The organism is Mycobacterium sp. AT1 (assembly GCF_002043095.1).
In the GTDB taxonomy this organism is placed as follows: Bacteria; Actinomycetota; Actinomycetes; order Mycobacteriales; family Mycobacteriaceae; genus Mycobacterium.
In genome coordinates this window covers 1-25,112 of sequence record NZ_MVOC01000023.1, presented here as the reverse complement: position 1 = coordinate 25,112, position 25,112 = coordinate 1, and the positions used below count along the sequence as shown (strand labels likewise).

The window sequence follows — 25,112 nt, the reverse complement described above, 5'->3', positions numbered from 1 at the left end:
GTTCCCTGACCCAGCCGTCCAACGGAGACCCCATGTCTGCACCACCCACACCCACCGGGTCGTCGACCCAGGCACCGACCGACGCCGGACTGCGTCGCGGCGTGATGTCCGCGCCGGAGGTCTCGGCCCAAGCGATCGCGAACATCGCGCCGAGTGCGGTCATCGCCTTCACCGCCGCGGCCATCTACCTCGGCGCCGGCAACGGCACCGTGCTGTCGTTCCTGCTCGCGACGCTGGTCATCCTGGCAGTCGGCTACTGCGTCGTGGTCTTCGCGCGCAAGCACGCGTCGGCGGGGTCGCTGTACACCTACGTCGCCAAGGGGCTCGGCCCCACCGGCGCCTATCTCGCCGGCGTCGCACTGGTCGTCGGCTGCTGGGGAATCACGGCCGGTTCGCTCGGCGGCGCGGTGTCCTACATGAATCAGTTCCTGGTCCTGCTCGGAGTGCCCGCCACCGGAATCGGTTGGCAGCTGGGGCTTGCGGTGGTGCTCGGCGGCCTCGCGACGCTGTTCACGATCCGCGGCATCCGGCTCTCGGCGCGCGTCTCCCTGGTGTTGGAGTTGGTATCGGTCACGATCATCGTCGTCCTGCTGGTGCTCGCCCTCATCTGGGCCGGACCCAACGCGTGGGACCCCGCGCAGTTCAGCCTCGAGGGCGCACCGTTGCAGGGCGTTGCGGCGGGAATGGTGCTCGGCATCCTCGGCTTCGTCGGGTTCTCCTCGGCCGACGCCCTCGGCCGCGAGGCCAAGAATCCGTACACCACGATTCCGCGGGCCATCATGTGGAGCGCCGTCACCGTCGGCATCCTCTACGTGTTCGCGGCCTACACCCAGATCGCCGTCCTCGGCGACGGCCTCGCCGAGAGCGCCAGCCCACTCGAGGACATCGCGACGCTCATCGGCATGCCGTCGTGGTTCGCCCCGATCCTCACCTTCGGCGTCGGAGCCTCCTTCTTCGCCGTCGTCGTCGCCCCGCTGAACGTGGTGGGACGCATCGTCTACGTGATGGGCAAGGAGGGTGTCGTCGCCGACCACTTTGGCCGTACCCACGAGCGTCACCTGACACCGCATCGGGTCCTGCTGATCGCAGGTCCGACGGCCATCGCGCTCAACCTGGTGCTGCTCGCGACCGGCGTCGACCCGATGCAGATCGTCGTGTGGGTCGACACCTACGGCACGTACGGCTACATGGTCGCGTATGCCTTGGTTGCCATCGCCTGCGTCGTCTACACGCGACGCGAAGGCATGCCCAACGGCCTGGTGTGGACCTGCGCCGTCGTCGTCGTGCTCGCCATGTCCTACGTGTTCTTCGCCAACGTCTGGCCGGTGCCTGCGTGGCCGTTGAACGTCATCCCCTACCTGTTCCTGGCCACGATGATCGCGGCGGTTGCCTGGTATCGGTTCCGGGTGGCGCGGCGGCCCGAGATCGTCGCCAACATCGGCAACACCGAGACCGACGTCCTGGAGGGTGTCGGCTAGCTGCGACCGCCCGGTTCGGGCGCGCTAACGTTCGGTGACGATCGTTGGCGCGCCGAACTCGGGAGGGGACAGCTCATCGAAGCCACACTCACCAGGTGGGCGATCGGCACCCTCGGCCTACTGGCCATCGCCGTGGCCATCGCCCTCCCGTGGTACTCCGCGGAGGCGGTGGGCGGGTCGGCCGACATGGCCGGATGGGGCGCCTGGACCGCCACGGGTGACGTCGACGCCGGACTGCGGCCGCTTCCGCTGGCGCTGCTGGTGCTCCCCGCGGCGGGAGCGATGGTCTACGGCGCGGTGCGCAGCGCCTTCGGCCTGACCGTCGTCGGAGCCATGGCCACGTTCGCGGTGGCGATCCTGCCATTCCTCGTCATGCGGGCCGTCGACCGTCACGTTCCCGGTAGCGGGTCGGTAGCCGTCGAGGTGGCGGCGGCGCCGCTCACACTGCTCGGGATCGGGCTGGTCTCGACGATCGTCTGCTGGATCGGCTACGCACGCTGCGTCCTTCGGCCGGCACCCCGGCAGGACGCATGACCACGCTTACCGTGCTGCGGATCGACGCAGGCGACGTCGTACTGCGCAAGGCCCGCGACGACGACCGCCGATCGATCATCGAGCACCTCGTCGACCCCGACGTCCACGCTCACCTCGGCGGACCCCAGCCCCGGCTCACCGTCACCCGCGATCTCGACGAAGCAGGCGTCTCGGCGGCGACGAACTCGGCGGGCTCCTACCTGATCGCCGACAAGGCGACCGACGCGTTCATCGGCACGGTGTCGCTGACCCGTCGAGGCCTTCACCACCCCGGCCACCTAGGACCGTCCGGTGAGGAACTCGAGCTGGCCTACACCCTCGACCGCCGGTTCTGGGGTCGCGGCCTGGCCTATCGAGCGGCCAGCGCCCTGCTGCGGACGGCGGCCGCCGAACTCCGCGACGAACCGGTCATCGTCGTCACCCAGAGCGCCAACACCCGATCGCTGAACCTCGCGCGACGGCTCGGCTTCGTCCCCGCCATGACCTTCGAGGAATTCGGCGAGGAGCAGACGCTGGCGGTCGCGAATCTGGGCCGGTTCGTCGCACCCTAAGCTCTCGACGTGAGTAAGAACCCGCTACGCCGCCTCGCCGACACACTGCTGCTCGCCAGCATGCGGCCACCGTTGGCCGCCCAGTTGTTCGGGCCCCGGCACGAAGTCGACCCGGCAGGCAAGCGGATTCTGATCACCGGAGCCTCGTCGGGAATCGGTGAAGCTGGAGCACTGAAGCTCGCCGCCGATGGCGCGCGGGTGATCGTCGTGGCCCGCAGGAAGGACCTGCTCGACTCCGTCGTCGAACGGGTCGAGGCGGCCGGTGGCGACGCGACCGCGATCGCGTGCGACCTGTCCGACCTCGACGCCGTGGACGCCTTGGTGGCCGACGTCGACGAGCGGTTCGGCGGGGTCGACGTCCTGGTCAACAACGCAGGCCGGTCGATTCGGCGCCCGCTGGCCGAATCGCTGGACCGGTGGCACGACGTCGAGCGGACGATGGCGTTGAACTACTACTCACCGCTGCGGTTGATCCGCGGCTTCGGGCCCGGCATGCGCGAGCGGCACGACGGGCACATCGTGAACGTCTCGACGTGGGGTGTGCTCAACGAGTCGTCGCCGCTGTTCGCGGTCTACAACGCGTCGAAGGCGGCGCTGACCGCCGTCAGCCGCGTGGTCGAGACCGAATGGGGCAACGAGGGCGTGCATTCGACGACGCTGTTCTATCCCTTGGTCAAGACGCCGATGATCGCCCCGACCCGGGCCTACGACGGGTTGCCGGGTTTGTCGGCCGACGAGGCCGCGGACTGGATGGTCACCGCCGTCCGGCGCAGGCCGGTTCGCATCGCCCCGCGCATGGCCGTCACGGCGCATGCGGTGAACAGCTTCGCGCCCGCCGCGGTGGACGCGGTGATGAAGCGCCAGAGCGTGCAACCCACCTAGCGCCCATTTCTGCGCCACGGTCGCGACTGGTGCCTCGAGCGCAGCCCATGTGCAGAACTCGGCGGCTCGTCGGCCTCGTGTTAGAACCGTGGCATGGAGATCCTGGCGAGTCGCGTGTTGTTCCGGCCCGCCGACTACGAGCGGTCGCTGGCGTTCTACCGCGACGACGTCGGTCTTGCCGTCGCCCGTGAGTACGGTTCGGGCACGGTGTTCTACGCGGGACAGTCGCTGATCGAGCTCGCCGGCCACGGAGGGCAGGAGCGAAGCGACCCGGGAAATGGTCACGGCACGCCGTCCGCGGGGGCACCGCCGTTTCCTGGCGCGCTGTGGCTGCAGGTCCGCGACGTCTACGCCACCCAGGCCGAACTCGAGCACCGTGGCGTGGCGATCGCCAGGGCCGCCGCCGAGGAGCCCTGGGGGTTGCACGAGATGCACGTCGACGATCCGGACGGCGTCACCCTGATCTTCGTCCAGGTGCCGGAAACCCACCCCCTGCGCCGAGACCCAAGAAACTGAACGTCCCCCCGACTGGAGAAGAGTCGAGGGGACGTGTGCTGCAAGGCTTTTCAGCGCGATGCGGTCGCCAGCGGCCAGCCGACGGAGGCGAGTCGCGACGCGACCTGGTGGATCTCCTCGGGGTTGGGCTCCTTGTCGATCACGCCTTGGACCGCGGCGTGGATCTCGGCCTCGGTCACCGTGTCACCGTCGGTCGACCGCAGTATCGACTGCGCGGCCTGGACGACCTCGTCCTCGGTGAGCGAACGCTTCAGCAGGGCCAGCAGTGGGAAGTAGTCCTTGGGCGGCACGCCCTCCGGGTAGCCGGCGACGAGCCAGTTGACGACGTTTTCCATGGGCGTGCTGTTCTCGGGCATGTGTGTCCTATTTCGGGATGAAGGGGACGGGGTTGAAGCCGAAGTGGTGCTGGATGGTGCCCTTGGTGATGTAGAGAATGGCGATCACGATCACGGCTGCGACGAGCGTGAACAGCAGCAGACCGGCGAACTTCAGCGCCGGATTCGGTGCGGTGGTGGTGCCGTCGTTGGCGACTCCGCCCGACCCCTTCGAGAAGGCGACCAGTCCGATCGCGAAGACTGCCGGCAGACCTGCGCCGAGGACCAGCCCGACGGCCAGCACCTTGAGAATTGCTTCCAGATAAGTCATTTTCAGTTCCCTATGTCTCGTGCCGGATCAGACCGAGGCCGTGGGCTGGTCGACGACCTTGGACTTGCGCTCGTCGACGGGCACCACGGAGTTGCTGGTGTCGTCCCAGTCCGCGTTGACGTTGTTGTGGTCGACCTTCTGCTGCTGGGCGCGCCAGTACATGAAGCCGGACAGGCCGACGAGGATGACGAAGATGAGGCCGTCACCGGCCAGATCCGAGCCGGAGGCGTTCTTCACGACGTTGGACAGCCAGAACGAGAGCGCGCCGACGAGTGCGGCGGCGGGCAGGGTGATCAGCCAGGCGGCCGCCATCCGTCCCGCCACGGCCCAGCGGACCTGCGCACCGGGCTTGCCGACACCGCTGCCGAGGATGGAGCCCGTCGCGACGTGCGTCGTGGAGAGCGCCATGCCCGCGGCGCTGGAGCTCAGGATGATCGCCGCTGACGACGCCTCCGCGGCCAGCCCCTGGGGAGATTCGATCTCGACGAGGCCCTTTCCGAGCGTGCGGATGACGCGCCAGCCACCGATGTAGGTGCCGAGGCCGATGGCCAGTGCACACGAGGCGATGACCCAGAACGGGAGGCCGTCTTCCTTCACGTTTCCGGTGAGGTGACCGGTGGTGATGAGGGCAAGGGCGATGACGCCCATGGTCTTCTGCGCGTCGTTGGTGCCGTGCGAGAGGGCGACGAGCGACGCGGTGGCGATCTGGCCCCAGCGGAAGCCGTCCTCGCGGCGCTTCTTCGCGACGTTGCGGGTCAGGCGGTAGACCATCCAGGTTCCGCACGCGGCGACGAGTCCCGCGATGAACGGCGCGGCGAGCGCGGGCAGGATCACCTTGCCGAACACGCCACTCCAGTTGACGCCCGCCAAGCCCAGCGCGGCGAGGCCGGCGCCGATGAGACCGCCGAACAGGGCGTGCGACGAGCTCGACGGGATTCCGAAGAGCCACGTCAGCAGGTTCCAGAGGATGCCGCCGATGAGGCCCGAGAAGATGATGGTGAGGCCGGTCGACGGGTCGATGCCTGCCAGCAGCGACCCCGTCTTACCGTCCTGAATCTTGAGAACCGAAGTGGTCACCGTGATCGCGACCTCGACCGAGAGGAAGGCGCCGACCAGGTTCAGGATGCCCGCGAGAATGACGGCGGTCTTCGGCTTCAGGGCGTTGGTGGCGATCGACGTCGCCATCGCGTTGCCCGTGTCGTGGAAGCCGTTGGTGAAGTCGAACGCCAACGCGGTGGCAATCAACAGCACCAAGATGATCATGGTTGTGTCCATGCCTGCGATTGTGGTGCTTCGCAGGATGTTTTGACCAGCCGGTGAAGCTCACAATCACCTGTCTTACCTGGGAGTTTGACGAACCCGTATTGCTGTTCATCCAGTGTTCATCCAATGGGTGGGGCGCGTTCGCCTTCGGGGCCGAAAACTTCGGTCGGTGCCCCGGCGCAACGACATCGCCTCGGCACGGAACTACCATCGACACATCGCCGCGGTCGGGTCCTCGCCGCGGCATCAACGGGGAGTCGACACGTGAACGCATTCGTCGCAAAGATCGTGGCCTGGATCACGGCGGGTTACCCCGAGGGCGTGCCCGGCCCGGATCGGGTGCCCCTCATGTCGCTGCTGAACCGACGCCTCTCCAACGAAGAGGTCAAGGCCGTGGCGCAGGGACTCATGGATCGTGGCGAGTTCGATCGGATCGACATCGGCGTGTTCATCACGCAGATGACCGACGAACTGCCGCAGGAAGAAGACGTCGAACGGATCCGAGAACGTCTGGCCGCCAAGGGCTGGCCGCTCGACGACCCCCGGGACAACGACGCCGCGATCACCGAAGACGGCGAGGGATCCGCATAGCTCCGCTGCGTGCAGTCGTCGTTCCGCCGATCCCCTCGCCCGAGCCACTGCTCGCGGTGCTGGAAGGGGTACTCGACGGTCGCGAATCGGCGATCCTCCCGGTTCCCGCGGACGTTCGGTCGGCGGAGTTGCTGACGTCGTCGCTCGGGATCGGAGAGGACATCGACGACGACGTGGCCCTGGTGGTGTCCACCTCTGGCACGACCGGCGTGCCGAAGGGCGCCATGCTCACGGCCCGCGCACTGATCGCAAGCGCGTCGGCCACTCACGACAGAATCGGCGGCCCAGGCACGTGGTTGCTGGCTCTGCCCGCCCACCACGTCGCCGGCTTGCAGGTGATGATTCGCAGCCTGCTGGCCGGTACGGTTCCCGTCGCCGTCGACCCGAGCTTCGACGTCGACGAATTACCCTCTGCCGTGGCGGCATTGGGCTCCGGGCCGCGTTACACGTCGTTGGTCGCCGTGCAATTGGCCAAGGCGCTCGGCGATCCGGCCGCCACCGCGGCACTGGCCGAACTCGACGCCGTCCTCATCGGAGGCGGCCCGATGCCCGCGACCGTCGGCGACGCGGCGGCCGCCGCCGGTATCCGGGTGGTGCGGACCTACGGCATGAGCGAGACGGCGGGCGGCTGCGTGTACGACGGCGTGCCGCTGGACGGCGTGCAGCTGCGCGTCGACGACGGCCGCGTGATCCTCGGCGGAGCCACCCTGGCAAAGGGCTACCGGCATCCGACCGATCCCGATCCGTTCGCCGAACCCGGCTGGTTCCGCACCGATGACATTGGCGTCGTTGACGATTCGGGGACGCTGCGCATCCTGGGACGGGTCGACGACGCCATCGGCACCGGCGGGCTGACCGTCCTGCCGCAATTGGTCGAGGCAGCCCTCTTGACGCATCCCGCCATCGCGGACTGTGCCGTGTTCGGGGTGACCGACGAGCGGCTGGGCCAGCGCGTCGCCGCCGCGGTCGTGCTGGCCGCCACCGGTGCGTCGCCGACGGTGGCCGAGCTGCGGGCTCACGTCGAACAGACCCTTGACGGCACGGCCGCCCCGCGAGAGGTGCACGTCGTCGACGAGCTACCACGGCGCGGCATCGGCAAGCTCGACCGACGGGAACTCACAAAACGATTCGACACCGGTGGATGATTGGTGCATGTCCCGTGAAGTCACCACCGTCGAGGATCTGCGCGCCATAGTCGGGTTTCCCGCACCGGCCACCGCCAACAAGGTGAAGGACCGGCTGTCCGAAGCCCAGCAGGATTGGCTCGCCCATTCGCCGCTGGGCTTCGTCGCCACCACCGACGCCGACGGCCGAGTCGACGTCTCACCCAAGGGTGACCCGCCGGGCTTCGTGCACATCGTCGACGACACCACGATCGCGATCCCGGAGCGGCCGGGCAACAAGCGCGTCGACGGCTTCGTCAACGTGCTGCAGCGACCCCGCGTCGGCACGGTGTTCCTGATCCCCGGCCGCGGCGACACCCTTCGGATCAACGGCACCGCGCGAATCATGGCCGACGCCGCGTACTTCGACGCCATGACCGTCGACGGCAAGCGTCCGATCCTGGCACTGGAGATCGACGTCGACGAAGTCTTCTTCCACTGCGCGAAGGCCTTTCTCCGCTCGGACGCCTGGAAGCCGGAGACGTGGAACCCCACCGCCGTGCCCACGGTCGCGCAGCTGGCCAAGGCCATCAAGCCCGACCTGACCGACCAGCAGCTCAACGAGTACTACGCCGAGGAAAACATGCGGAAGATCCTTTACTGACCGGGCGAAACAGGCGAAGAGTCCTTTATTAAGAACTCGTGAGGCTCCAGGGGTTTGGTTTTGACGAATGTGGCAATTCCTTCTCCGACAGTTTCACTCGCTTCTACTGATCGGACTGAGCATGATCGTCCTCGGAATCATCCTTCTCGTCGCCGGCTACTTGCTGCCGCTGCCCCTGCTGATCACCATCGGCTGGATCCTCCTGGTAATCGGCATCATTCTGTTCATCCTCGGTGCCGTCGGCCGCCCGGTCGGTGGCCGAAAAGTTTGGTTCTAGCGCAGTAACGCCGCCGTGCCCCTCGCTGCGGACCACACCGACAAATGGGTCAGTCCCCTCGTCCGTGCGTCCGCGGCGTGGGCGTGGCGCCTCCTTCTCCTCCTCGCCGCCGCGTACGTCCTCCTGGAAGTCCTTCGACTCTTCGGTGTCGTGGTCGTACCCGTCGCATTGGCGCTCATCCTCACCGCCCTCGCCCTTCCCGCAGTCGACTTCCTTGACCGTCACGGCGCCGCCCGCGGCGGCGCCGTCGCCTTCGTCCTCGTCTTCGGTCTCGCCGTCTTCGGCGGCATCCTCGCCTTCGTCGTCAACCAATTCATCGAAGGCGCACCGCAACTCGTCGAGCAAGTCACCCGAAGTATCGAGAGCACCCGGGACTGGCTCATCAACGGACCCGCCGAACTCAGCCGCGACCAACTCAACCGGGCCGTGGACACCTTCACCGAGGCACTGCGCACCCATCAAGCCCAGCTGACCAGCGGGGCGCTGTCCACCGCAGGCACCATCGTCGAAATCCTTGCCGGCGCATTCCTTCTGCTGTTCGCCCTCATCTTCTTTCTGCTCGGCGGGCGCAGCATCTGGCAGTTCGTCACGCGAGTCGTGCCAGAGGAGCACCGGGCCAGGGTCCACGAGGCGGGCGCCGCCGGTTTCCATTCGCTGGCCGGGTACGCCCGCGCCACCTCGCTCGTCGCCTTCGTCGACGCGGTCGCGATCGGCAGCGGGCTCGCCATCATGGGCATCCCCCTCGCGCTGCCGCTGGCCTCCCTGATCTTCCTCGGTGCGTTCATCCCCGTGGTCGGGGCCTTGGTCACCGGTTTCCTCGCCGTGATCGTGGCACTGCTGGCCAAGGGAGTCATCTACGCGCTCATCACCTTTGGCGTCATCGTCGCGGTCATGCAGCTCGAAGCGCACGTGCTGCAACCGTTGGTGATGGGCAGGGCGGTGTCGATCCATCCGTTGGCCGTCGTGCTCGGGCTCACCGCAGGCGGAGTGCTCGCGGGCATCATCGGCGCACTTCTCGCAGTACCCGCCATCGCGTTCTTCAACAGCTTCGTGCGGGTGCTGGCCGCCGACGACCCCGGCGCGCGCACTCAAGCGCTCGACGACGAGGACGGGCCGCTGGTCGACTCGGGGTCCGACGAACCCCAGCCCTCCCCCGCCTGACGGTGAGCTACTCGGGTTGAGTTCCGCGCGCGTCGAGCCGCTTGAGCACCCCGTCCACCACGACTGGGTCGACGCCGGATTCCGCACGCGCCGAACTGATCTCCTCCCGCGCGGCCGACAGGATCTGGTCCTTCACGGAATTCAAGGTGTCGGCGTTGCGGGCACTCTCCTGGGCGGAGTGCTCGCCGGGGGTGAACCCGATCGAGTGCCACATCCGGTCGGCGTTGTCCTCCGCCTGCCCGATGGTCTCGGAATCCAGGCTCCCGTCGGTGCGCAGCTCGTCGAGCCGCCGAAAACCGGCATCCCTGGCCCGGCGAATGAGATCCTGTGTCGCATCGTTCTTCTCGTCGTCAGAGGCGATCACGCCGAGCCGCTTCACCACCAGCGGTAGCGTGAGCCCCTGGACCACCATCGTGAAGACGATCACCACGAAGGCGATGAAGATCAGTCGGTCGCGTTCGGGAAAGGCCGGTGTTCCGGCGGGCAGCGCGAGGACCGCGGCCAGCGTGACCACACCACGCATCCCCGCCCAGGAGGCGACCGTCATCTCCCGCCAGCCGACCGGTTCGCCTTCAACGCCCTTGCGCCGCCGCAACCGTTCGTCGACCGACGCCACCGGGAAGATCCAGGCGAACCGGATGACGACGACGACCGCGGTGACGGCAAGGGCCTGCCAGATCGCCACGTCCAGCGGGCCGGACAAGCTGCCAGCCACGTTGCGAATCTCCAAGCCCACGAACGCAAATGCGGCACCGGTCAGCAGCAGTTCGACGATCTCCCAAGTGGTGCCGGACACCAGCCGGGTCTGGGCGGATTCCACGTCGCCGTACCTGCTCAACCCAAGGGCCACCGTCACGACGGCGAGCACACCGCTGCCGTGGGCGGCGTCGGCGGCGGCGTATGCGGCGAATGGCAAGACCAGGACGAGTCCGCTACCCGCGGGATGGGCGGGCAGCCGGGTCAACAGCCAGCGGACGGCGACCGCGATCAGCAGACCCACCGCGATCCCGACCACGACGGCGAGACCCAACGACCCGGCCGCCTTCGCCGGGGAGAGCGCGCCGGTCATCGTCGCCGCCACCGCGACTTCGTACAACACCAGGGACGTGGCGTCGTTGGAGAGCCCCTCTCCCTCCAGGATCGTCTGAAGTCGCCTGGGCAGCCGCAGTTTTCGGGCGACGGCGGTGGCGGCGACCGGATCCGGCGGGGCCACCGCGGCTCCGAGTGCGACCGCCGCGATCAACGGAAGCCCCGGCACCACCGCAACGGCGACCATTCCGACCGCGAATGCCGTGACCGCCACCAACGCGACCGCCAGCAGGCCGATGGCGCGCCGGTTGTCGAGGAACTGACGCCATGACGTCCGGCGCGCCGCCGCGAAGAGCAGCGGCGGAAGCACCAGCGGCAAGATCCAGTCGCCGTCGACCGTAGGCACCTCCACTCCGGGCACGACGGCGACCAGCAACCCGAACATCAACATGACGACGGGGTACGGAACCGTCATCCGTTCGGCGAGCGGGGCGAGGAGGACGGTCGCGATCACGAGGAGCAGCACCAGGGCCACGGAGTTTGGTTACCTTTCGAGAAGACGCACAGTCCGTCGTCATTCCCCGCTTCACGCGTGGCCAACCCGGGGGGTGCCGCCCCCTCAGCGGTTGCGCCGAGTCTCCCGCCGATTCGCCTTCTCGATCGCCTCGACGAGGTCGTCCTTGGTCATCGTCGAACGGCCTGGAATGTCCAGCCGACGGGCCACCTCGGTGAGGTGCTTCTTGCTGGCGTTGGCGTTCACGCCCTCGGCGGTGTCGCCCTTGGCATTCGGGCCGCCACTCTTGGCGCGGTCATCCGATGGCCCGCGCTTGTCCTTCTCTTCCCAGTGGTCGCCGACCTTCTCGTAGCTGTGCTTGAGCGCGCTGTAGGCGACACGGTGCGCTCGTTCACCCCCGCCGTACTCTTGCTCCGCGGCATCGTGGGCCTTGGCGAACGTGCGCTTGGCCTTGTCGTCGGACTTCTTCAGGGTGCTGGGCAGTTCGCTGTTCTTTGCCTTGCCCGTCTCGGTCGTCTTCGGCATCACACACTCCTGTTCTCCTCGGGTTGACCAGTTCTCACCGTTGGTTACCCGCGCAGTGCCCGTCCATACCGCGGCAAAATCCCGCCCTCGCGGGTTTGACGCACCCCCGGTGGGTAGTCAGCCCAGAGGACACGACGAGAGGAAAGGACTACCCATGCCCAACGAATTACGAGGCCGCACGATCGCCTTCCTGGCCGCGGACGGTGTCGAGAAGGTCGAACTCGAAGAACCCCGTGCTGCCGTCGAAGACGCCGGTGGACGGGTCGTCCTGTTGTCGGTGAAGTCCGGCGAGATCGAAGCGCGCAACCACGACCTGGAACCGGCCGGCACGTTCACGGTGGACCGCGAGGTCTCCGGAGCCGACGTCGCCGAGTTCGACGGACTCGTCCTGCCCGGCGGCACCGTCAACCCCGACAAGCTGCGCATCGACGAATCCGCGGTCGCCTTCGTCCGCGACTTCGTCAACTCGGGCAAGCCGGTCGCGGCCATCTGTCACGGACCGTGGACGTTGGTGGAGGCCGACGTGGTACGGGGTCGCACGCTCACCTCGTACCCCAGCATCCGGACCGACCTGCGCAACGCAGGCGCCATCGTCGTCGACCAGCAGGTGTGCATGGACGGCAACATCATCACCAGCCGCTCCCCCGACGACCTGCCCGCGTTCTGTCAGGCGATCACCGATCAGTTCGCCAATACGCCCGCCCACACCTGAGCGGCGCTATAGCGACACGGTGCCGTAGGTGTCCAGGCCGCGGGCGAGCACCCGCAGCTGGTCGTCGGCCGAGCCCAGCGTCTGGTTGATCGCGGTGAGCCGGGCGGCGTAGTGACCCACCGGATATTCGGAGGTGACGCCAATCCCGCCGTGCAGCTGAATCGCTTCCTCGGCGATGTGTCGGCCCGACCGGCTGATCTGCAGCTTGGCGCGTGCCGCGATCACGGGGTCGAAGACGCCGTCGGCAATCGACATCGCCGCGTAAAGGCTCATGCTGCGAGCCAATTCGAGGGATACGTACATGTCGGCGGCACGCTGGGTCAGCGTCTGGAAGGTGCTCAGCGGCACCCCGAACTGCTTGCGGGTGGTCAAGTATTCCGTGGTGAGCCGCAAGGCCTCCGCCATCGCGCCGACGGCTTCGGAGCACAGCGCCGACTGGTGCCGGATGAGTGCGTTCTGAAGACCCTGGGCGGCGTCACCGCCGGTACCGAGTGGTTCGGCCGGTGCCGCCTCCAGGTCGAGCTGCGCGGCCCGCTGGCCGTCGAACGTACGAAACGCGGTGCGGCTCACCGCATCGGCACCCACGACGAACAGTCCGACGCCCCCGCCGTCGGGCAGCGCGGCACTGACGACGAACACGTCGGCGCAGTCGCCGGCAAGGACGGGGTTCTTCCGGCCCGTGAGCGTCCACGAATCACCTTGGCGCTCAGCCCGAGTCGCGACCCTCATCGTGACACCCCGCATGCCCGGCTCGTGATGAGCCAGCGCCAGCAGCGTCTGACCCTCGGCCACGTCGTCGAGCATCTTCCGCTGCGCGTCGTCGCCCAGTTCGGCGATCACGCCGCCAGGAATGAGCGCGGCCGCGGCAACCGGCTCCGGCGCGAGGCGCCTGCCGATCTCAGTGAGAACCACCGTCAGCTCGATCTGACCCGACTCGTCTGGGTCGAAACCGAGTCCGAGAATGCCCATCTCGGCCAGCTGCCCCCAGACCTCGCGGCTCCAGCCGAGATCGGTGTCGATCACCTTCAGGCGCTTCTCGACGTCGTAGTTGCGCGTCAGCACCTCGCTGGTGATGTTGCGCAGCAGGTCCTGCTCGTCGGTCAGATCGAAGTCCATGGCGTCCTCACAGTCCCAGAATCGTCGACGCGACGATCGTGCGTTGCACTTCGTTCGTGCCGCCGTAGATCGACACCTTGCGGTAGTTCAAGTACTTCGGGGCGGCATGCTGCGCCCACGGCGGCGAGCCGATGCCGTCCCCGGCGTCGAACGGCAGCGCATCGGGTCCGGCGACGTCGACGAGCAATTCGGTCACCGCCTGCTGCAGTTGGCTGCCCTTCAGCTTGAGGATCGACGACGCCGGATTGGGCTTGCCGTCCGCCTCGGAACCGCTGACCCGCAACTGCGTGATCTCCAGCGCCAGCAACTCGTTCTCGATCTCGGCCACCCGCGCCGCGAACAGCGGATCCTGCAGCAGCGTGCCGTCTTCGGTGAGCGTTTGCGCGGCATGCTCCTTCACCTGCGCCAGCCACACCTTCGTCGTCCCGATCCTGGCGATCCCGGTGCGTTCGTTGCTCAGCAGGAACTTGGCATAGGTCCAGCCGCTGTTCTCCTCCCCGACGAGCTGATCGGCGGGCACGCGGACGTCCTCGAAGAAGACCTCGTTGACCTCGTAACCGCCGTCGATCAGCTTGATCGGGCGCAGCGTGATGCCCGGGGTCGACATCTCTGCCAGCAGGAACGAGATGCCCGCCTGGCGCTTCGGCGCGGTCGGGTCGGTACGTGCGAGGACGAAGATCCAGTCCGCATGCTGCCCGAGGGTGGTCCACGTCTTCTGACCGTTGATCACATACGAGTCACCGTCACGGACGGCCGTGGTGCGCACCGACGCCAGATCCGAACCGGCCTCCGGCTCCGAGAACCCCTGGCACCACCAGATGTCCACGTTGGCGGTCGGCGGGAGGAAGCGTTCCTTGAGCTCCTGGGACCCGAACCTGGCGATCACCGGCCCGACCATGCTGGCGTTGAACGCCAACGGCTCCGGTACGCACGCCAGCCGCATCTCGTCGGACCAGATCTGTCGCTGCAGGGGCGTCCAGTCCTTTCCGCCCCACTCGACGGGCCAGTTGGGTACGGCCAGACCGTGTTCGTTCATGATCCGCTGCGTGGTCACCACGTCGTCGGGCAGCTTGAGCTCACCGTCGCGGACCCTGGCCCGAATGTCCGCCGGAATCTTGGTGGTGAAGAACTCCCGCAACTCGTCGCGGAACGCGGCTTCGTCGTCACTGAGCGCGAGCTTCACTGTCGAACCTCCGAAATCTGCGGGCCCCGCCCGACCAACTTTGCGACTACTCCCGAGAGGCTATGCCTCCCCGTGTCGGGAGTAACTGGCAACGCACTGCCGAGAGTGCCGTGTCACCAACTTGAAAGCAATCCGCCCAAATTGGGTACCCGATTCCCTCGTGGTCCCAAAGCCGGTGCCGCGACCGGAGTCGACGAGCGAAGAAGGTGCCATGTGTTAGGCCTGCCCGACGGTGTCCACGCCTGCCTGTTCGACCTCGACGGGGTGCTGACCGACACCGCGAGCGTCCACCGCCGGGCCTGGAAGGCGATGTTCGACGACTTCCTCAGGTCGCGCTTCGGCTCGAACTTCGTGCCGTTCGACGCCGACGCCGACTATCTGCGTTACGTCGACGGCAAGACAAGGTCCGACGGCGTGCGGTCATTCCTACGGAGTCGCGACATCACCCTGCCGGAGGGCGATCCGGACGACGGCGACAAGGCCGAGACCGGCGCCGAGACCGTGACTGGCCTCGGCAACCGCAAGAACGCCGCATTCCGCAAGACCATGAAGACCGACGGCATCACGGTGTTCGAAGGGTCGCGCCGATACCTGGAAGCCGTTGCCGAACAAGGCCTTCCGGTCGCGGTGGTCTCGTCGTCGGCCAATACCCGTGAGGTGCTCGAGCTGACCGGGCTGGCGAAGTTCGTCGACCAGCGCGTCGACGGCGTCACGATCCGGGAGCAGAAGATCGCCGGAAAGCCCGCACCTGACTCGTATTTGGAGGGGGCCCGCCGACTTGGCGTCGAGCCAGCGGCGGCGGCGGTGTTCGAGGACGCGCTCTCCGGCGTCGAGGCGGGACGCGCGGGTCGGTTCGGCTTGGTCGTCGGCGTCGACCGGGTCGGGCAGGCCGACGCCCTGCGCGAACACGGCGCCGACGTCGTCGTCACCGATCTCGCCGACCTGCTCGGTGATCGATGACGGTCGACGCCACCTATCCGGTGGAACCGTGGTGCCTTCGCGAGACGTCGCTGAACCTCGACGTCCTCGCCCAGTCCGAGTCCCTGTTCGCATTGTCCAACGGCCACATCGGTCTTCGCGGGAACCTCGACGAAGGCGAACCCCACGGCGCACCGGGGACCTACCTCAACTCGTTCTTCGAGATTCGACCGCTGCCGTACGCCGAGGCGGGCTTCGGCTACCCCGAGGAGGGCCAGACCCTCGTCGACGTCACCAACGGCAAGATCCTGCGGCTGATGGTCGACGACGAGCCGTTCGACGTCCGATACGGCGAGTTGCAGCACCACGAACGAACCCTCGACTTCCGCGCAGGAACGCTGACTCGCAGCGTCCGTTGGCGTTCACCGGCCGGGCGGCTGATCGACGTGACCAGCACCCGGTTGGTGTCCCTCGCCCAACGCGGCGTCGCCGCCGTCGAATACGTCGTCGAGGCGGTCGACGAATTCACCAGGGTGACAATCCAATCGGAACTGGTGGCCAACGAGGATCAGCCCGAGACGTCGGAGGATCCGCGGGCGGCGGCGCTGCTGGAGAGGCCACTGGAACCCGTCTCGCACGACTGCGACGGCGGGCGCGCCGTCCTCATCCACCGCACCCGGCAAAGCGAACTGACGATGGCCGCCGCCATGGACCACGACGTCGACGTCCCCGGCCGCGTCGAAACCCACACCGAGTGCTGGGACGACCTGGCCCGCACGACGGTGATCTGCGGCCTGCGTCCCGGTCAGAAACTGCGCGTCGTCAAGTATCTGGCGTACGGCTGGTCCAGCCTGCGCTCCCGGCCCGCGCTGCACGACCAGGTCGCCGGAGCACTCACCGGGGCGAGGTACACCGGCTGGCAGGGCCTGCTCGACGCCCAACGCGCGTACCTCGACGACTTCTGGGACAACGCCGACGTCGAAGTGGAGGGTGATCCGGAGATTCAGCAGGCGGTGCGTTTCGGGCTGTTCCACGTGCTGCAGGCCAGCGCGCGGGCCGAGCGGCGAGCCATTCCGGGAAAGGGACTCACCGGAACGGGCTATGACGGGCACGCCTTCTGGGACACCGAGGGTTTCGTGCTGCCGGTGCTGACCTACACCCATCCACACGCCGCCGCCGACGCCCTGCGCTGGCGGGCGACGACCCTCGACCTGGCCCGGGCCAGGGCCGCTGAACTGGACCTGGCCGGCGCCAGCTTTCCCTGGCGCACCATCCGCGGGCAGGAGTGCTCGGCGTACTGGCCGGCCGGGACCGCGGCATGGCACGTCAACGCCGACATCGCCGTCGCGTTCGAGCGCTATCGCGTCGTCACCGGGGACCAGTCGCTCGAGGAGGACTGCGGACTCGAAGTGCTGATCGAGACGGCGCGGCTATGGGTGTCGCTCGGGCACCACGACCGCCACGGCCGCTGGCACCTCGACGGGGTGACGGGGCCCGACGAGTACACGGCGGTGGTGCGGGACAACGTCTTCACCAACTTGATGGCCGCGGACAACCTGCGCATCGCGGCGGCGGCGTGCGGTCGCCATTCCGAGCGCGCCCGCGCCCTTGGCGTCACCACCGAGGAGACCGCAGCCTGGCGAGACGCTGCCGACGCCGTGCACGTGCCAGTCGACGAAGGCCTTGGCGTCCACCAGCAGTGTGAGGGGTTTACCACGTTGCGCGAGTGGGACTTCGACGACAACACGTCGTATCCGCTGCTCCTGCACGAACCCTATGTCCGGCTCTACCCGGCGCAGGTGATCAAGCAGGCCGACCTCGTGCTGGCGATGCACTGGCAGAGCCACGCGTTCACCCCCGAACAGAAGGCCCGCAACGTCGACTACTACGAGCCGCGCATGGTGCGCGACTCGTCGCTGTCGGCGTCCACCCAGGCCGTGTTGTGCGCCGAGGTCGGACATCTCGAGCTGGCCCACGACTACGCCTACGAAGCGGCGTTGATCGATCTACGCAACCTGCACGACAACACCCGCGACGGCCTGCACATGGCGTCGCTCGCGGGAGCGTGGACGGCGCTCGTCGCCGGCTTCGGCGGCCTGCGCGACGACGACGGCGTGCTCGAACTCGACCCACACCTGCCCGAGCAAATCACCCGGCTGCGGTTTCGCATCCGGTGGCGAGGACTTCGGGTCACCGTCGACGCCAACCACGGCGACGTGGTCTACGGACTGTCCCCGTGCGACGGCAGCGACGGCGCTCGCCTGACCATTCGTCACGCCGGCGCCGAGCTCGACCTGAGCAGCGAGGAGCCCACCACGGTGCGATTGCAGGAACACGCCCCGTCGCTGCCAGAGCCACGACAACCGGCTGGCCGCAGACCGCAGCGCCGCCTGCGGTGAGTGTGTGGCGCCAGGGAGTGGGTATGAGCCCAGGATGAGCGCAGCGGGATTGGTCGTCGTCGGAAGTGGTCCAGCGGGCATCAGCGCCGCCGGGTCGTATCGCCGCAACGGTGGCGAAGGACCGGTACTGGTGCTGAGCGCCGACCCCGACCTGCCGTACGAGCGCCCGCCGCTGAGCAAGGACTTCCTACGCGGTGACCTGGATGAGGTGGCGGACGGCGACGAACTGTTCCTCCACCCGCCGGAGTGGTTCGTCGACCGTGACGTCGACCTTCGCCACGGCAAGCCCGTGACCGAGATTGACGTCGACGCGCACATGGTCACCGTCGACGGGGAGCGAATTCCCTACGGCGCCTTGGTGCTTGCCTGCGGTGCCGGACCGTCGCCACTGCCGGTGCCCGGCGGTGAGCGGGCGCTCCTGCTGCGCGCACTGGCCGACGCGCGTCGGCTCCGCGACGCCGCCGCCGACGCGAAGTCGGCCGTCGTGATCGGAGCTGGCTTCATCGGATGCGAGGCCGCGGCGTCGCTGGCCATGCGTGGACTGTCGGTCACGTTGGTGGCCCCCGACGACGTGCCGCAGGAGAAGCGTCTCGGCGCGGAGGCGGGCCGCCGCCTGCTCGACCTGGTGACGGCAACGGGCGTGCGGTACGTGTCGGGAACGTCGGTGACGTCGGTCGACGAGTCGGGTGTGCGACTGGACGACGGCGTGACAGTCGACTGCGATCTGGTGCTCGCCGCGACCGGTGTCACACCGCACAGCGAGATCGCCTCCGCCGCCGGACTCAACGTGCGGGACTCCCGCATCGTCGTCGGGGCGGACATGCGGACCTCGGCTCCCGACGTGTACGCCGCCGGCGACGTCGCATTCGCCTTCAACACCGCCGCTGGTCGACACGTCGCCGTCGAGCACTGGCAGGACGCCGTCGACCACGGCGACGTCGCGGGCGCTCAGGCGGCAGGCGTCACGGCCACTTGGCACGCCGTGCCTGGCTTCTGGTCGACGATCGGCGACACCGCGGTCAAGTACCACGCCTGGGGCGACGGCTACGACGCCAGCCGGGTCGTCGACCACGACGACGGGTTCACGGTTTGGTACGAAGCAGCAGGCAAGACCGTCGGCGTGCTGACGTGCAATGCCGACGACGACTACGACCTCGGCGAAGGGTTGATCGCCGATGGCCGACCCGCGCCGGTGCAGACCACCCGAACCGGAACCTAGAGCAGCCGACCAGCGTCGACCCCCGCCCGCTAGTGAACGGTAGCGACGCGGCGTCAGATGGCCGGTTCGCGGGCGAGCGCCGCACCGCTGGCTTGGAACACCATCCGTCGCGCGATCTCGTCAGCGTGGTCGGCGAACCGGCCGTAGAACCGCCCGAGGAGGACGACGTCGGAGGCGACGACGGCACCATGAGACCAACCAGGACTCATCACCTCTCCGAACAACTCCCGGTGCATCGTCTCCATCACACGGTCCTCGGCTCTGACCCGAAGTGCCTGCGAGCAGTCGCCCGTGGTCAGGATGTCGCGGCAGCACTCGGCGAGACCCACTGCCGTGGAGCCCATTTCGTCGAACCGGGCGTGTAGCTCCCGTGGTATCGCCGATGCCGGATGACGGCGCAGGCTGACCTTGGCGACGTGGGCGGCGAGTCCCCCCATGCGGTCGGCGTCGGCCGCGACGCGGATCGCGGTCACCACCCTGCGGAGGTCACCGGCCACCGGCGCCTGCTTCGCCAGGATTCCGAGGGTGCGACGCTCCACCGTGTTGTGCAGCAAACGAAGCCGCTCGTTGTCGTCGGCCACCTCGCGGGCCGTCTCGGCGTCGACCTCGAGCAGTCCGCGGGTGGCCCGACCGACCGCATCACCGGCCAGTGCGCACATCGCGCCGAGGTCGGCCTGCAACGACTCGAGCTGCTGTCGAAAGTCCGTCCGCACCTGGGCTCCTGAATGGCTCCTGAAATGTTGCGACTGCTCTGGCGTCCTACCCCGGTCGAACGGTCCCAAACACCTATGGGTGCGGGTGCCAGCTCGGTCCGTCCGGTCATCGCCCGAGCGCACCGGCAGCTACCGGCGCTCGATCTCCACGATCAGCGGCCGGTGATCGGAGATCGGCATCTCCGGCGCCAGGGCTCCCGTCGCGATCAGGCCGTCGTCGTCGGTCAACAGATGGTCGAGCTGCCGGCTCGGCGCGTCATGGGGAAAGGTCGGCGCCGTGGCGAGAGCGCGCATACCCGAGTAGCGCCGCACCGCGGCCGGCCCGAGGTTGAGATCACCGGCGAGCACGTGCGGGCCCGGCAGGCCACGCAGGTCGCGGACGAGCCGTCGCAGTTGGCGCCGGTTCCACCCCGGCACGAAGGACAGGTGGGTGTTGGCGACGGTGAGCGGGCCAAGCGGAGTCTCGAAACATCCGATCACCGCGGCACGCGGCTCCTCGTCGACGATGATCACTCGGTTGGCGTCACGCAGATACACCGGCACCTTGACCGGGAGGCGCGGCATGCGCACCACCTGCCACGACGTCGCGGGGAACCGGGACAGCAGCGAGATGCCGTACGCCGCCGCCCCCGGCTGTTCGTCACCGGTGGCGGCGCTCCAGGTGGCGCCGGGCGTGCCGGCGATCGCCGCGACGAACCGATGGGTGACCGCGCCCATCGCCTCGGCCGCGGCGGCGGTCAGGTCGACCAGGTTGGAGCGCGGCTGGTCGACGTCGACCTCCTGAAGTGCCAGCACGTCGGCGTCGACGGCCCGCACGCAGTCTTGGAGCCTCTGCACGTCGACGACGCCGTCACCCACCGTTCTGCCGTGCAGGATGTTGAATGTCGCGAGCCGCATGGGGTACTAGGTACCCAATATGGCCACCCACCAAGATGCCCTGCGCGACGGCCTTCCTGTTCCTCGTGGAACGTCTGAGCATCGTGACGGTCTTGGAATAAACGGTCTACGAGCCCTATTGACCCTGGGTGACCCGTCGTCCAGTCCCAGGAGCGCGCATGACCCGACCCACCCGCGTAGGCGTTCAACTCTGGCCGGGTGGAGCCCCCGACTACCGCAGTTGGCGGGAGGCCGTGCTGCGCGCCGAGAACATCGGCGTCGACGTCATCTTCGGCTACGACCACTTCCACGCCCCGGCCTTCGACGGCAGGGTCGACGGCTCGCCGGTGCTGTCGCAGGTGCAGCCGGACATCCCGAACTTCGAGGGCTGGACGGCCCTGGCCTCCTGGGGCGAGATCACCTCGCACGCGGAAATCGGCCTGCTGGTCACCGGCGTCGGCTACCGCAATCCGGACCTGCTCGCCGACATGGCCCGCACCGTCGACCACATCAGCGGCGGCCGCCTGGTCCTGGGCCTTGGCGCTGGCTGGTATGAAAAGGACTACACCACATACGGTTACGACTTCGGCACGGTGAGGTCGCGCTTCGACCTCTTCGACGAGAGCCTCGACCGCATCGAGCGCCGGTTGCGTGCGCTGAACCCCGCGCCGGTTCGCGACATCCCGATTCTGATCGGCGGATCGGGCGTCAAGCGCACCATCCCCGCGGTCGCCAAGCACGCCGACATCTGGCACAGCTTCCTGCCCGTCGAAAGGTTCCGCAAGGCCAGCGACGTCGTCGGGGAGTTGGCCGAAGCCAACGGCCGCAAGGACTCCGACGTCGAACGTTCCTCGGTCTGGGAGGACGCCGCGAGTGCCGACGCCTACCGCGACGCAGGCGTCACGCTGTTCACCACCGAGATCCACCCCGACGCCGACGGGTACGACTTCACGACCATCGAACAGATGGTGAAGTGGCGCGACAGCTGAGTTAGCGGGGCCGCCGTCAGAGAGACGTCACGGCAACCCGACAGCCACCACGCCTAGGGTGGGTAGGCGTGAAGTCAGCTCGCCGCGAGATCGTCGCCGCCGTCTTGGCCGTCGTGCTGGTGGCCGCGGCGTTCGCGGTCCCCCATCTGAATCTGGGGATCGTCACGCCGCTGATCAACAGCACGCCGCGCCAGATCGAGATGTTCGCCCAGGCCGCACCGATCTTCGGGTGGTGGGACGCTCACGTGGGGTGGGGCACCATCCCCGCGATCGCAATCGGCCTAGGGACCACACTGTGGGGACCCGCGGTGGCTCGGCGGCTGCCGTGGCGGGCGGTGCCGTTGGTGACGTGGGCGACGGCGTGTGCATGGGCGTTCGCACTCGCGATGGTCGACGGCTGGTCGCTCGGCTTCGCCCGCCGCCTCGAGACGTCGAACGAGTACCTGCGCCAGGTGCCGTCGGTCACCGACATTCCGTACGCACTTCGATCCTTCTCGTCGAGAATTCTCGACTTCCAACCTGATTCGTGGATCACGCACGTCTCCGGCCACCCGCCCGGCGCCCTGCTGACCTTCGTCTGGTTGGACCGCATCGGACTCAGCGGCGGTGCATGGGCCGGACTGCTGTGCCTCCTCGTCGGCTCGAGTGCGTCCGCAGCGATCGTGGTGGCGGTGCGGGCACTGTCCGGTGCGGAGATCGCCCGCAGCGCGGCACCATTCGTCGCCGTGGCGCCGACGGCCATCTGGATCGCGGTGTCGGCCGACGGGTACTTCGCCGGGGTGGCGGCGTGGGGACTGGCACTGCTGGCGCTCGCCGTCCGCGGCACGACGCGGCTGTCCCTGCTGGCAGGTGCCGGCGCTGGGCTGCTGCTGGGCTGGGGCATCTTCCTCAACTACGGACTCGGCCTGATCTCCCTGCCTGCGGTGGCCGTGCTGATCGCCGCCAAGGACGTCCGCTCCGCGCTGCGGGCCCTCATCCCCGCCGTGGTCGCCGCGCTGGCCGTCGTCGGGGTCTTCGCACTGGCGGGGTTCTGGTGGTTCGACGGTTACGTCCTGGTGCAGGAACGGTATTGGCAGGGCATCGCGATGAATCGGCCGTTCCAATACTGGGCGTGGGCCAACTTCGCCTCGGTGGTGTGCGCGGTCGGTCTCGGCACCGTGGCGGGGGTGTCACGCGCCTTCGACCTGACGCTCGTCAAGGGCCGCTCCGGCGTCCACCTGCTGATCCTCGGCGCGCTGCTGGCCACCGTCTGCGCCGACCTGAGCATGCTCAGCAAGGCAGAGGTGGAGCGAATCTGGCTGCCATACACCATCTGGTTGACCGCCGCCGGGGCGCTGCTGCCGCCGCGGTCCCAGCGATGGTGGTTGGGCCTCAACGTGATTGGCGCGCTGGCGCTGAACCACCTGATTCTGACGAACTGGTAGCCAGACCCGCGCCGAGCGTGCACGAACTCCTCTTCTGAAGCGGCGTGTCGGCCGCAGACACGCCCGCTCGCGGACGAGGCGACTATGCGGCGGCGAGGCTGGCCAGCACCCGTTGCCCAATCGGCAGAACCTCCTTGACCGCGAGCCCGACCTCCTCGGCCAGCCGCTTGGCGCAGTCGACGCCGACCGACGCCCACGGGAACCACGGCCCGACGGTGGTTGCCGACTCGAGCCGGACCCAGCGAGACTGCACACCGCTGATGTTCGGGTCGAATTCGGCGACGCAACGCCCCCCGGTGCGCATCAGCTCACCGGCCCGCCGGAGCACCCGCGACGGGTCGCCGCCAAGGCCCACGTTGCCGTCGGCCAGGAGCACCGTCCCCCACCGGCCCATGCCGGGCAGCCGGTCGAAGACGTCGCGCCGCAAGGCAGGAGCGCCGCTGCGGCGCGCCAGCTCCACGGCGGTCTGCGACTGGTCAACGCCAAGCGCCGGGATGCCCAGCTTGGTCAGGTGGGCGACGAAACGTCCAGGCCCGCAACCCAAGTCGATCGTCGGCCCGTCACACATGTCGAGCACCGCCGCGTCGAAGGCCTTGTCGAGCCGTTTGCCGCCTGGCAGCCAGCTGTGCACGGGAAGCCCTTGAATGCTGCCGTCGTCGTGGCGAATCCAACATCGCTCGCCCGTCAACGCCTCGTCATACAGGTTACCCAGCACGTCCCACCTCCACGGTCAGCTTCACCCGACTGAATCGACTGTCCGGCGGGCACGCCCGACGAACCGCTTCGACGTCGTCGACGGTGTCGACGTCTGCCAATTCTGATACCAATCCCACGGTGAGTCCTGTGTCACGAAGGGCGGCAAGCGTTACGGCGCCGGTCTCGGCGGTGGACATCGGCACGTCCCGCAGGCACTCGGCGCCACCGGGATCGGTCAGCCCAAGCACCCACCACCCGCCGTCGGTGGCCATGCCAAGCACGGCGTCGGTGGACAGCAGCGCGGTGCCGCACTCGGCCAGCAGCTCCGAGGTCACCTGCGGGGTGTCCATGCCGATCTGCACCACGGGCAGCCCGCCGGTCGCCACCGCGGCATCGGCGTGGGCGTTGACGAGACGCTCGGCGAAGCCGTCACCCCGTTGTTCGAGGACCGTGAAATCGGCCAGTCGCGAACGGATTTCAGCACTGCGGCTCGCGGCAGCCAGGTCACCTGTCATGGCGACCACCCGTGCGGCGACGGGAGCGGACGCGACGGCGTCCAACGTGTCAAGCAGCGCAGCCGCGGCGACGTCGGCGGCCGCCGCGTTGCCAATGGTGGCCGCCAAGCGCGTCTTCGCCAGCCCTGGCACCGGCGCCTTCGCGACGACCAGCACCGCAACGGACAACTCCCCCGTCACGAAATCACCCGCCAAAAATCAAGTATTGCAAGGACACTGCCGCGCACCGACCCACTCACCTTCGACTTGCCCCCCGTACGTGATCCATACGCGACGTCGTGCTCAGCAACTGTCCAACCCGCGGCAGCTGCTCGGACCAACAATTCCAGCGGATACCCTGATCTGCGATCTTCTACACCCAGCCCGACGACGGCATCCCGGCGAGCTACCCGCATGGGCGCAATGTCGTGCACCTCGATGCCGTGCCGAGTGCGCAGTCGCCAGCACACCACCTGCGTGCCGAGGCGGGCGTGCCACGGCCAGCCGACCCCCGGTAGTGGGCGACGACGGCCCACCGCCATGTCGGCGCCGCGGTCCAGTTCCTCGACGAGCTTGGGAAGTTCCCGCGGATCCAGCGACCCGTCGCCGTCGATCACCGCGACGATCGGCGTCGACGCCG

Annotated in this window: 28 protein-coding genes; 16 read left to right on the top strand and 12 right to left on the bottom strand. The window is 68.2% G+C overall.

Going from position 1 to position 25,112, the window contains the following annotated elements:
• The first annotated feature begins 32 nt into the window (after window positions 1-32).
• From B1790_RS11580 to B1790_RS11560, 5 genes are all read left to right on the top strand, one after another.
• On the top strand, window positions 33-1,478 hold the full coding sequence (locus B1790_RS11580; RefSeq protein ID WP_079923360.1) for an APC family permease: 1,446 nt from the start codon (window positions 33-35) through the stop codon (window positions 1,476-1,478).
• 132 nt (window positions 1,479-1,610) lie between these two features.
• The gene (locus B1790_RS11575) at window positions 1,611-2,012 is read left to right on the top strand and encodes a hypothetical protein (RefSeq protein WP_079923359.1); all 402 of its coding nucleotides are present in this window, start codon (window positions 1,611-1,613) and stop codon (window positions 2,010-2,012) included.
• Window positions 2,009-2,563 (top strand): GNAT family N-acetyltransferase, encoded by a 555-nt coding sequence (locus B1790_RS11570; protein ID WP_079923358.1) that lies wholly within the window; start codon window positions 2,009-2,011, stop codon window positions 2,561-2,563. The genes B1790_RS11575 and B1790_RS11570 overlap by 4 nt, the downstream gene beginning before the upstream one ends.
• Window positions 2,564-2,572: 9 nt before the next feature.
• Window positions 2,573-3,445: an SDR family oxidoreductase gene (locus B1790_RS11565; RefSeq protein WP_079923357.1), complete on the top strand. Its 873-nt coding sequence runs from the start codon at window positions 2,573-2,575 to the stop codon at window positions 3,443-3,445.
• Window positions 3,446-3,538: 93 nt separating this feature from the next.
• Window positions 3,539-3,961 carry a VOC family protein gene (locus tag B1790_RS11560; RefSeq protein ID WP_079923356.1) on the top strand — a complete coding sequence of 141 codons (423 nt, stop codon included), beginning with the start codon at window positions 3,539-3,541 and terminating at the stop codon, window positions 3,959-3,961.
• Window positions 3,962-4,011: 50 nt separating this feature from the next.
• On the opposite strand, the gene B1790_RS11555 is transcribed toward B1790_RS11560, so the two are convergent.
• From B1790_RS11555 to B1790_RS11545, 3 genes are read right to left on the bottom strand one after another with little or no spacing between them, the layout of a single operon-like run.
• A complete protein-coding gene (locus B1790_RS11555) occupies window positions 4,012-4,317 on the bottom strand; it encodes a DUF3349 domain-containing protein (protein WP_079923355.1) in 306 nt (101 codons plus the stop codon).
• A gap of 7 nt (window positions 4,318-4,324) precedes the next feature.
• Entirely contained in the window at window positions 4,325-4,606 is a 282-nt protein-coding gene (locus B1790_RS11550; RefSeq protein WP_079923354.1) for a hypothetical protein, read from the bottom strand.
• A 27-nt stretch (window positions 4,607-4,633) separates the two neighbouring features.
• Complete coding sequence (locus B1790_RS11545; protein WP_079923353.1) at window positions 4,634-5,881, bottom strand: inorganic phosphate transporter; 1,248 nt, start codon at window positions 5,879-5,881, stop codon at window positions 4,634-4,636.
• Window positions 5,882-6,133: 252 nt separating this feature from the next.
• On the opposite strand from B1790_RS11545, the gene B1790_RS11540 reads away from it, so the two are divergent.
• The 5 genes from B1790_RS11540 (at window position 6,134) to B1790_RS11520 (ending at window position 9,665) form a co-directional block, all read left to right on the top strand.
• Window positions 6,134-6,460, top strand: a complete 327-nt coding sequence (locus tag B1790_RS11540; protein ID WP_079923424.1) for a DUF3349 domain-containing protein — start codon at window positions 6,134-6,136, stop codon at window positions 6,458-6,460.
• A gap of 47 nt (window positions 6,461-6,507) precedes the next feature.
• Window positions 6,508-7,605 carry an o-succinylbenzoate--CoA ligase gene (gene menE, locus B1790_RS11535; protein WP_079923423.1) on the top strand — a complete coding sequence of 366 codons (1,098 nt, stop codon included), beginning with the start codon at window positions 6,508-6,510 and terminating at the stop codon, window positions 7,603-7,605.
• Between the two features lie 7 nt (window positions 7,606-7,612).
• Window positions 7,613-8,227 carry a pyridoxamine 5'-phosphate oxidase family protein gene (locus B1790_RS11530; RefSeq protein ID WP_079923352.1) on the top strand — a complete coding sequence of 205 codons (615 nt, stop codon included), beginning with the start codon at window positions 7,613-7,615 and terminating at the stop codon, window positions 8,225-8,227.
• Between the two features lie 121 nt (window positions 8,228-8,348).
• Window positions 8,349-8,504 carry a DUF6131 family protein gene (locus B1790_RS34995; RefSeq protein ID WP_185934646.1) on the top strand — a complete coding sequence of 52 codons (156 nt, stop codon included), beginning with the start codon at window positions 8,349-8,351 and terminating at the stop codon, window positions 8,502-8,504.
• 15 nt (window positions 8,505-8,519) lie between these two features.
• Window positions 8,520-9,665 carry an AI-2E family transporter gene (locus B1790_RS11520; RefSeq protein WP_079923351.1) on the top strand — a complete coding sequence of 382 codons (1,146 nt, stop codon included), beginning with the start codon at window positions 8,520-8,522 and terminating at the stop codon, window positions 9,663-9,665.
• Window positions 9,666-9,672: 7 nt separating this feature from the next.
• Here B1790_RS11520 and B1790_RS11515 read toward each other — a convergent pair whose 3' ends face one another.
• Window positions 9,673-11,229 (bottom strand): Na+/H+ antiporter, encoded by a 1,557-nt coding sequence (locus B1790_RS11515; protein WP_079923350.1) that lies wholly within the window; start codon window positions 11,227-11,229, stop codon window positions 9,673-9,675.
• A gap of 84 nt (window positions 11,230-11,313) precedes the next feature.
• Window positions 11,314-11,733, bottom strand: a complete 420-nt coding sequence (locus B1790_RS11510) for a ChaB family protein (RefSeq protein WP_079923349.1) — start codon at window positions 11,731-11,733, stop codon at window positions 11,314-11,316.
• Window positions 11,734-11,887: 154 nt separating this feature from the next.
• Between B1790_RS11510 and B1790_RS11505 the strand changes: the two genes are divergently transcribed.
• The gene (locus B1790_RS11505; RefSeq protein WP_079923348.1) at window positions 11,888-12,445 is read left to right on the top strand and encodes a type 1 glutamine amidotransferase domain-containing protein; all 558 of its coding nucleotides are present in this window, start codon (window positions 11,888-11,890) and stop codon (window positions 12,443-12,445) included.
• Window positions 12,446-12,451: 6 nt separating this feature from the next.
• Here B1790_RS11505 and B1790_RS11500 read toward each other — a convergent pair whose 3' ends face one another.
• Both B1790_RS11500 and B1790_RS11495 read right to left on the bottom strand, forming a co-directional pair.
• Window positions 12,452-13,561, bottom strand: coding sequence for an acyl-CoA dehydrogenase family protein (locus tag B1790_RS11500; RefSeq protein WP_079923347.1), 1,110 nt, complete (start codon window positions 13,559-13,561; stop codon window positions 12,452-12,454).
• 7 nt (window positions 13,562-13,568) lie between these two features.
• Window positions 13,569-14,744 carry an acyl-CoA dehydrogenase family protein gene (locus B1790_RS11495; RefSeq protein ID WP_079923346.1) on the bottom strand — a complete coding sequence of 392 codons (1,176 nt, stop codon included), beginning with the start codon at window positions 14,742-14,744 and terminating at the stop codon, window positions 13,569-13,571.
• A gap of 213 nt (window positions 14,745-14,957) precedes the next feature.
• Here B1790_RS11495 and B1790_RS11490 point away from each other — a divergent pair, with 213 nt between their 5' ends.
• From B1790_RS11490 to B1790_RS11480, 3 genes are read left to right on the top strand one after another with little or no spacing between them, the layout of a single operon-like run.
• A complete protein-coding gene (locus tag B1790_RS11490) occupies window positions 14,958-15,704 on the top strand; it encodes a beta-phosphoglucomutase family hydrolase (protein WP_079923345.1) in 747 nt (248 codons plus the stop codon).
• Entirely contained in the window at window positions 15,701-18,061 is a 2,361-nt protein-coding gene (locus B1790_RS11485; protein ID WP_079923344.1) for a glycoside hydrolase family 65 protein, read from the top strand. The genes B1790_RS11490 and B1790_RS11485 overlap by 4 nt, the downstream gene beginning before the upstream one ends.
• A 34-nt stretch (window positions 18,062-18,095) precedes the next feature.
• On the top strand, window positions 18,096-19,280 hold the full coding sequence (locus tag B1790_RS11480; RefSeq protein WP_079923343.1) for an NAD(P)/FAD-dependent oxidoreductase: 1,185 nt from the start codon (window positions 18,096-18,098) through the stop codon (window positions 19,278-19,280).
• 53 nt (window positions 19,281-19,333) lie between these two features.
• Here the strand turns inward: B1790_RS11480 and phoU are convergent, their stop codons facing one another.
• Entirely contained in the window at window positions 19,334-19,993 is a 660-nt protein-coding gene (gene phoU, locus B1790_RS11475; protein WP_079923342.1) for a phosphate signaling complex protein PhoU, read from the bottom strand.
• Between the two features lie 129 nt (window positions 19,994-20,122).
• A complete protein-coding gene (locus tag B1790_RS11470) occupies window positions 20,123-20,890 on the bottom strand; it encodes an endonuclease/exonuclease/phosphatase family protein (RefSeq protein WP_079923341.1) in 768 nt (255 codons plus the stop codon).
• Between the two features lie 158 nt (window positions 20,891-21,048).
• Here B1790_RS11470 and B1790_RS11465 point away from each other — a divergent pair, with 158 nt between their 5' ends.
• The gene (locus B1790_RS11465; protein ID WP_079923340.1) at window positions 21,049-21,858 is read left to right on the top strand and encodes an LLM class F420-dependent oxidoreductase; all 810 of its coding nucleotides are present in this window, start codon (window positions 21,049-21,051) and stop codon (window positions 21,856-21,858) included.
• A gap of 68 nt (window positions 21,859-21,926) precedes the next feature.
• Window positions 21,927-23,282: a hypothetical protein gene (locus B1790_RS11460; protein ID WP_079923339.1), complete on the top strand. Its 1,356-nt coding sequence runs from the start codon at window positions 21,927-21,929 to the stop codon at window positions 23,280-23,282.
• An 82-nt stretch (window positions 23,283-23,364) separates the two neighbouring features.
• On the opposite strand, the gene B1790_RS11455 is transcribed toward B1790_RS11460, so the two are convergent.
• From B1790_RS11455 to B1790_RS11445, 3 genes are all read right to left on the bottom strand, one after another.
• Window positions 23,365-23,997 carry a methyltransferase domain-containing protein gene (locus tag B1790_RS11455; protein ID WP_079923338.1) on the bottom strand — a complete coding sequence of 211 codons (633 nt, stop codon included), beginning with the start codon at window positions 23,995-23,997 and terminating at the stop codon, window positions 23,365-23,367.
• Complete coding sequence (locus tag B1790_RS11450) at window positions 23,987-24,673, bottom strand: DUF2064 domain-containing protein (RefSeq protein ID WP_233165067.1); 687 nt, start codon at window positions 24,671-24,673, stop codon at window positions 23,987-23,989. Before B1790_RS11450 ends, B1790_RS11455 begins: the two co-directional genes overlap by 11 nt.
• Window positions 24,670-25,112, bottom strand: a 443-nt coding sequence (locus B1790_RS11445; RefSeq protein WP_079923337.1) for a glycosyltransferase, incomplete at its 5' end; no start/stop codon positions are given. The genes B1790_RS11445 and B1790_RS11450, both read right to left, overlap by 4 nt.

Excerpts from the sequence above, each read along its gene's own strand:
- B1790_RS11580 (WP_079923360.1), top strand. The coding sequence starts at position 33 with ATGTCTGCACCACCCACACCCACCGGGTCGTCGACCCAGGCACCGACC.
- B1790_RS11570 (WP_079923358.1), top strand. The coding sequence starts at position 2,009 with ATGACCACGCTTACCGTGCTGCGGATCGACGCAGGCGACGTCGTACTG.
- B1790_RS11560 (WP_079923356.1), top strand. The coding sequence starts at position 3,539 with ATGGAGATCCTGGCGAGTCGCGTGTTGTTCCGGCCCGCCGACTACGAG.
- B1790_RS11555 (WP_079923355.1), bottom strand. The coding sequence starts at position 4,317 with ATGCCCGAGAACAGCACGCCCATGGAAAACGTCGTCAACTGGCTCGTC.
- B1790_RS11550 (WP_079923354.1), bottom strand. The coding sequence starts at position 4,606 with ATGACTTATCTGGAAGCAATTCTCAAGGTGCTGGCCGTCGGGCTGGTC.
- B1790_RS11545 (WP_079923353.1), bottom strand. The coding sequence starts at position 5,881 with ATGGACACAACCATGATCATCTTGGTGCTGTTGATTGCCACCGCGTTG.
- B1790_RS11530 (WP_079923352.1), top strand. The coding sequence starts at position 7,613 with ATGTCCCGTGAAGTCACCACCGTCGAGGATCTGCGCGCCATAGTCGGG.
- B1790_RS34995 (WP_185934646.1), top strand. The coding sequence starts at position 8,349 with ATGATCGTCCTCGGAATCATCCTTCTCGTCGCCGGCTACTTGCTGCCG.
- B1790_RS11510 (WP_079923349.1), bottom strand. The coding sequence starts at position 11,733 with ATGCCGAAGACGACCGAGACGGGCAAGGCAAAGAACAGCGAACTGCCC.
- B1790_RS11505 (WP_079923348.1), top strand. The coding sequence starts at position 11,888 with ATGCCCAACGAATTACGAGGCCGCACGATCGCCTTCCTGGCCGCGGAC.
- B1790_RS11500 (WP_079923347.1), bottom strand. The coding sequence starts at position 13,561 with ATGGACTTCGATCTGACCGACGAGCAGGACCTGCTGCGCAACATCACC.
- B1790_RS11485 (WP_079923344.1), top strand. The coding sequence starts at position 15,701 with ATGACGGTCGACGCCACCTATCCGGTGGAACCGTGGTGCCTTCGCGAG.
- B1790_RS11480 (WP_079923343.1), top strand. The coding sequence starts at position 18,096 with ATGAGCGCAGCGGGATTGGTCGTCGTCGGAAGTGGTCCAGCGGGCATC.
- B1790_RS11470 (WP_079923341.1), bottom strand. The coding sequence starts at position 20,890 with ATGCGGCTCGCGACATTCAACATCCTGCACGGCAGAACGGTGGGTGAC.
- B1790_RS11465 (WP_079923340.1), top strand. The coding sequence starts at position 21,049 with ATGACCCGACCCACCCGCGTAGGCGTTCAACTCTGGCCGGGTGGAGCC.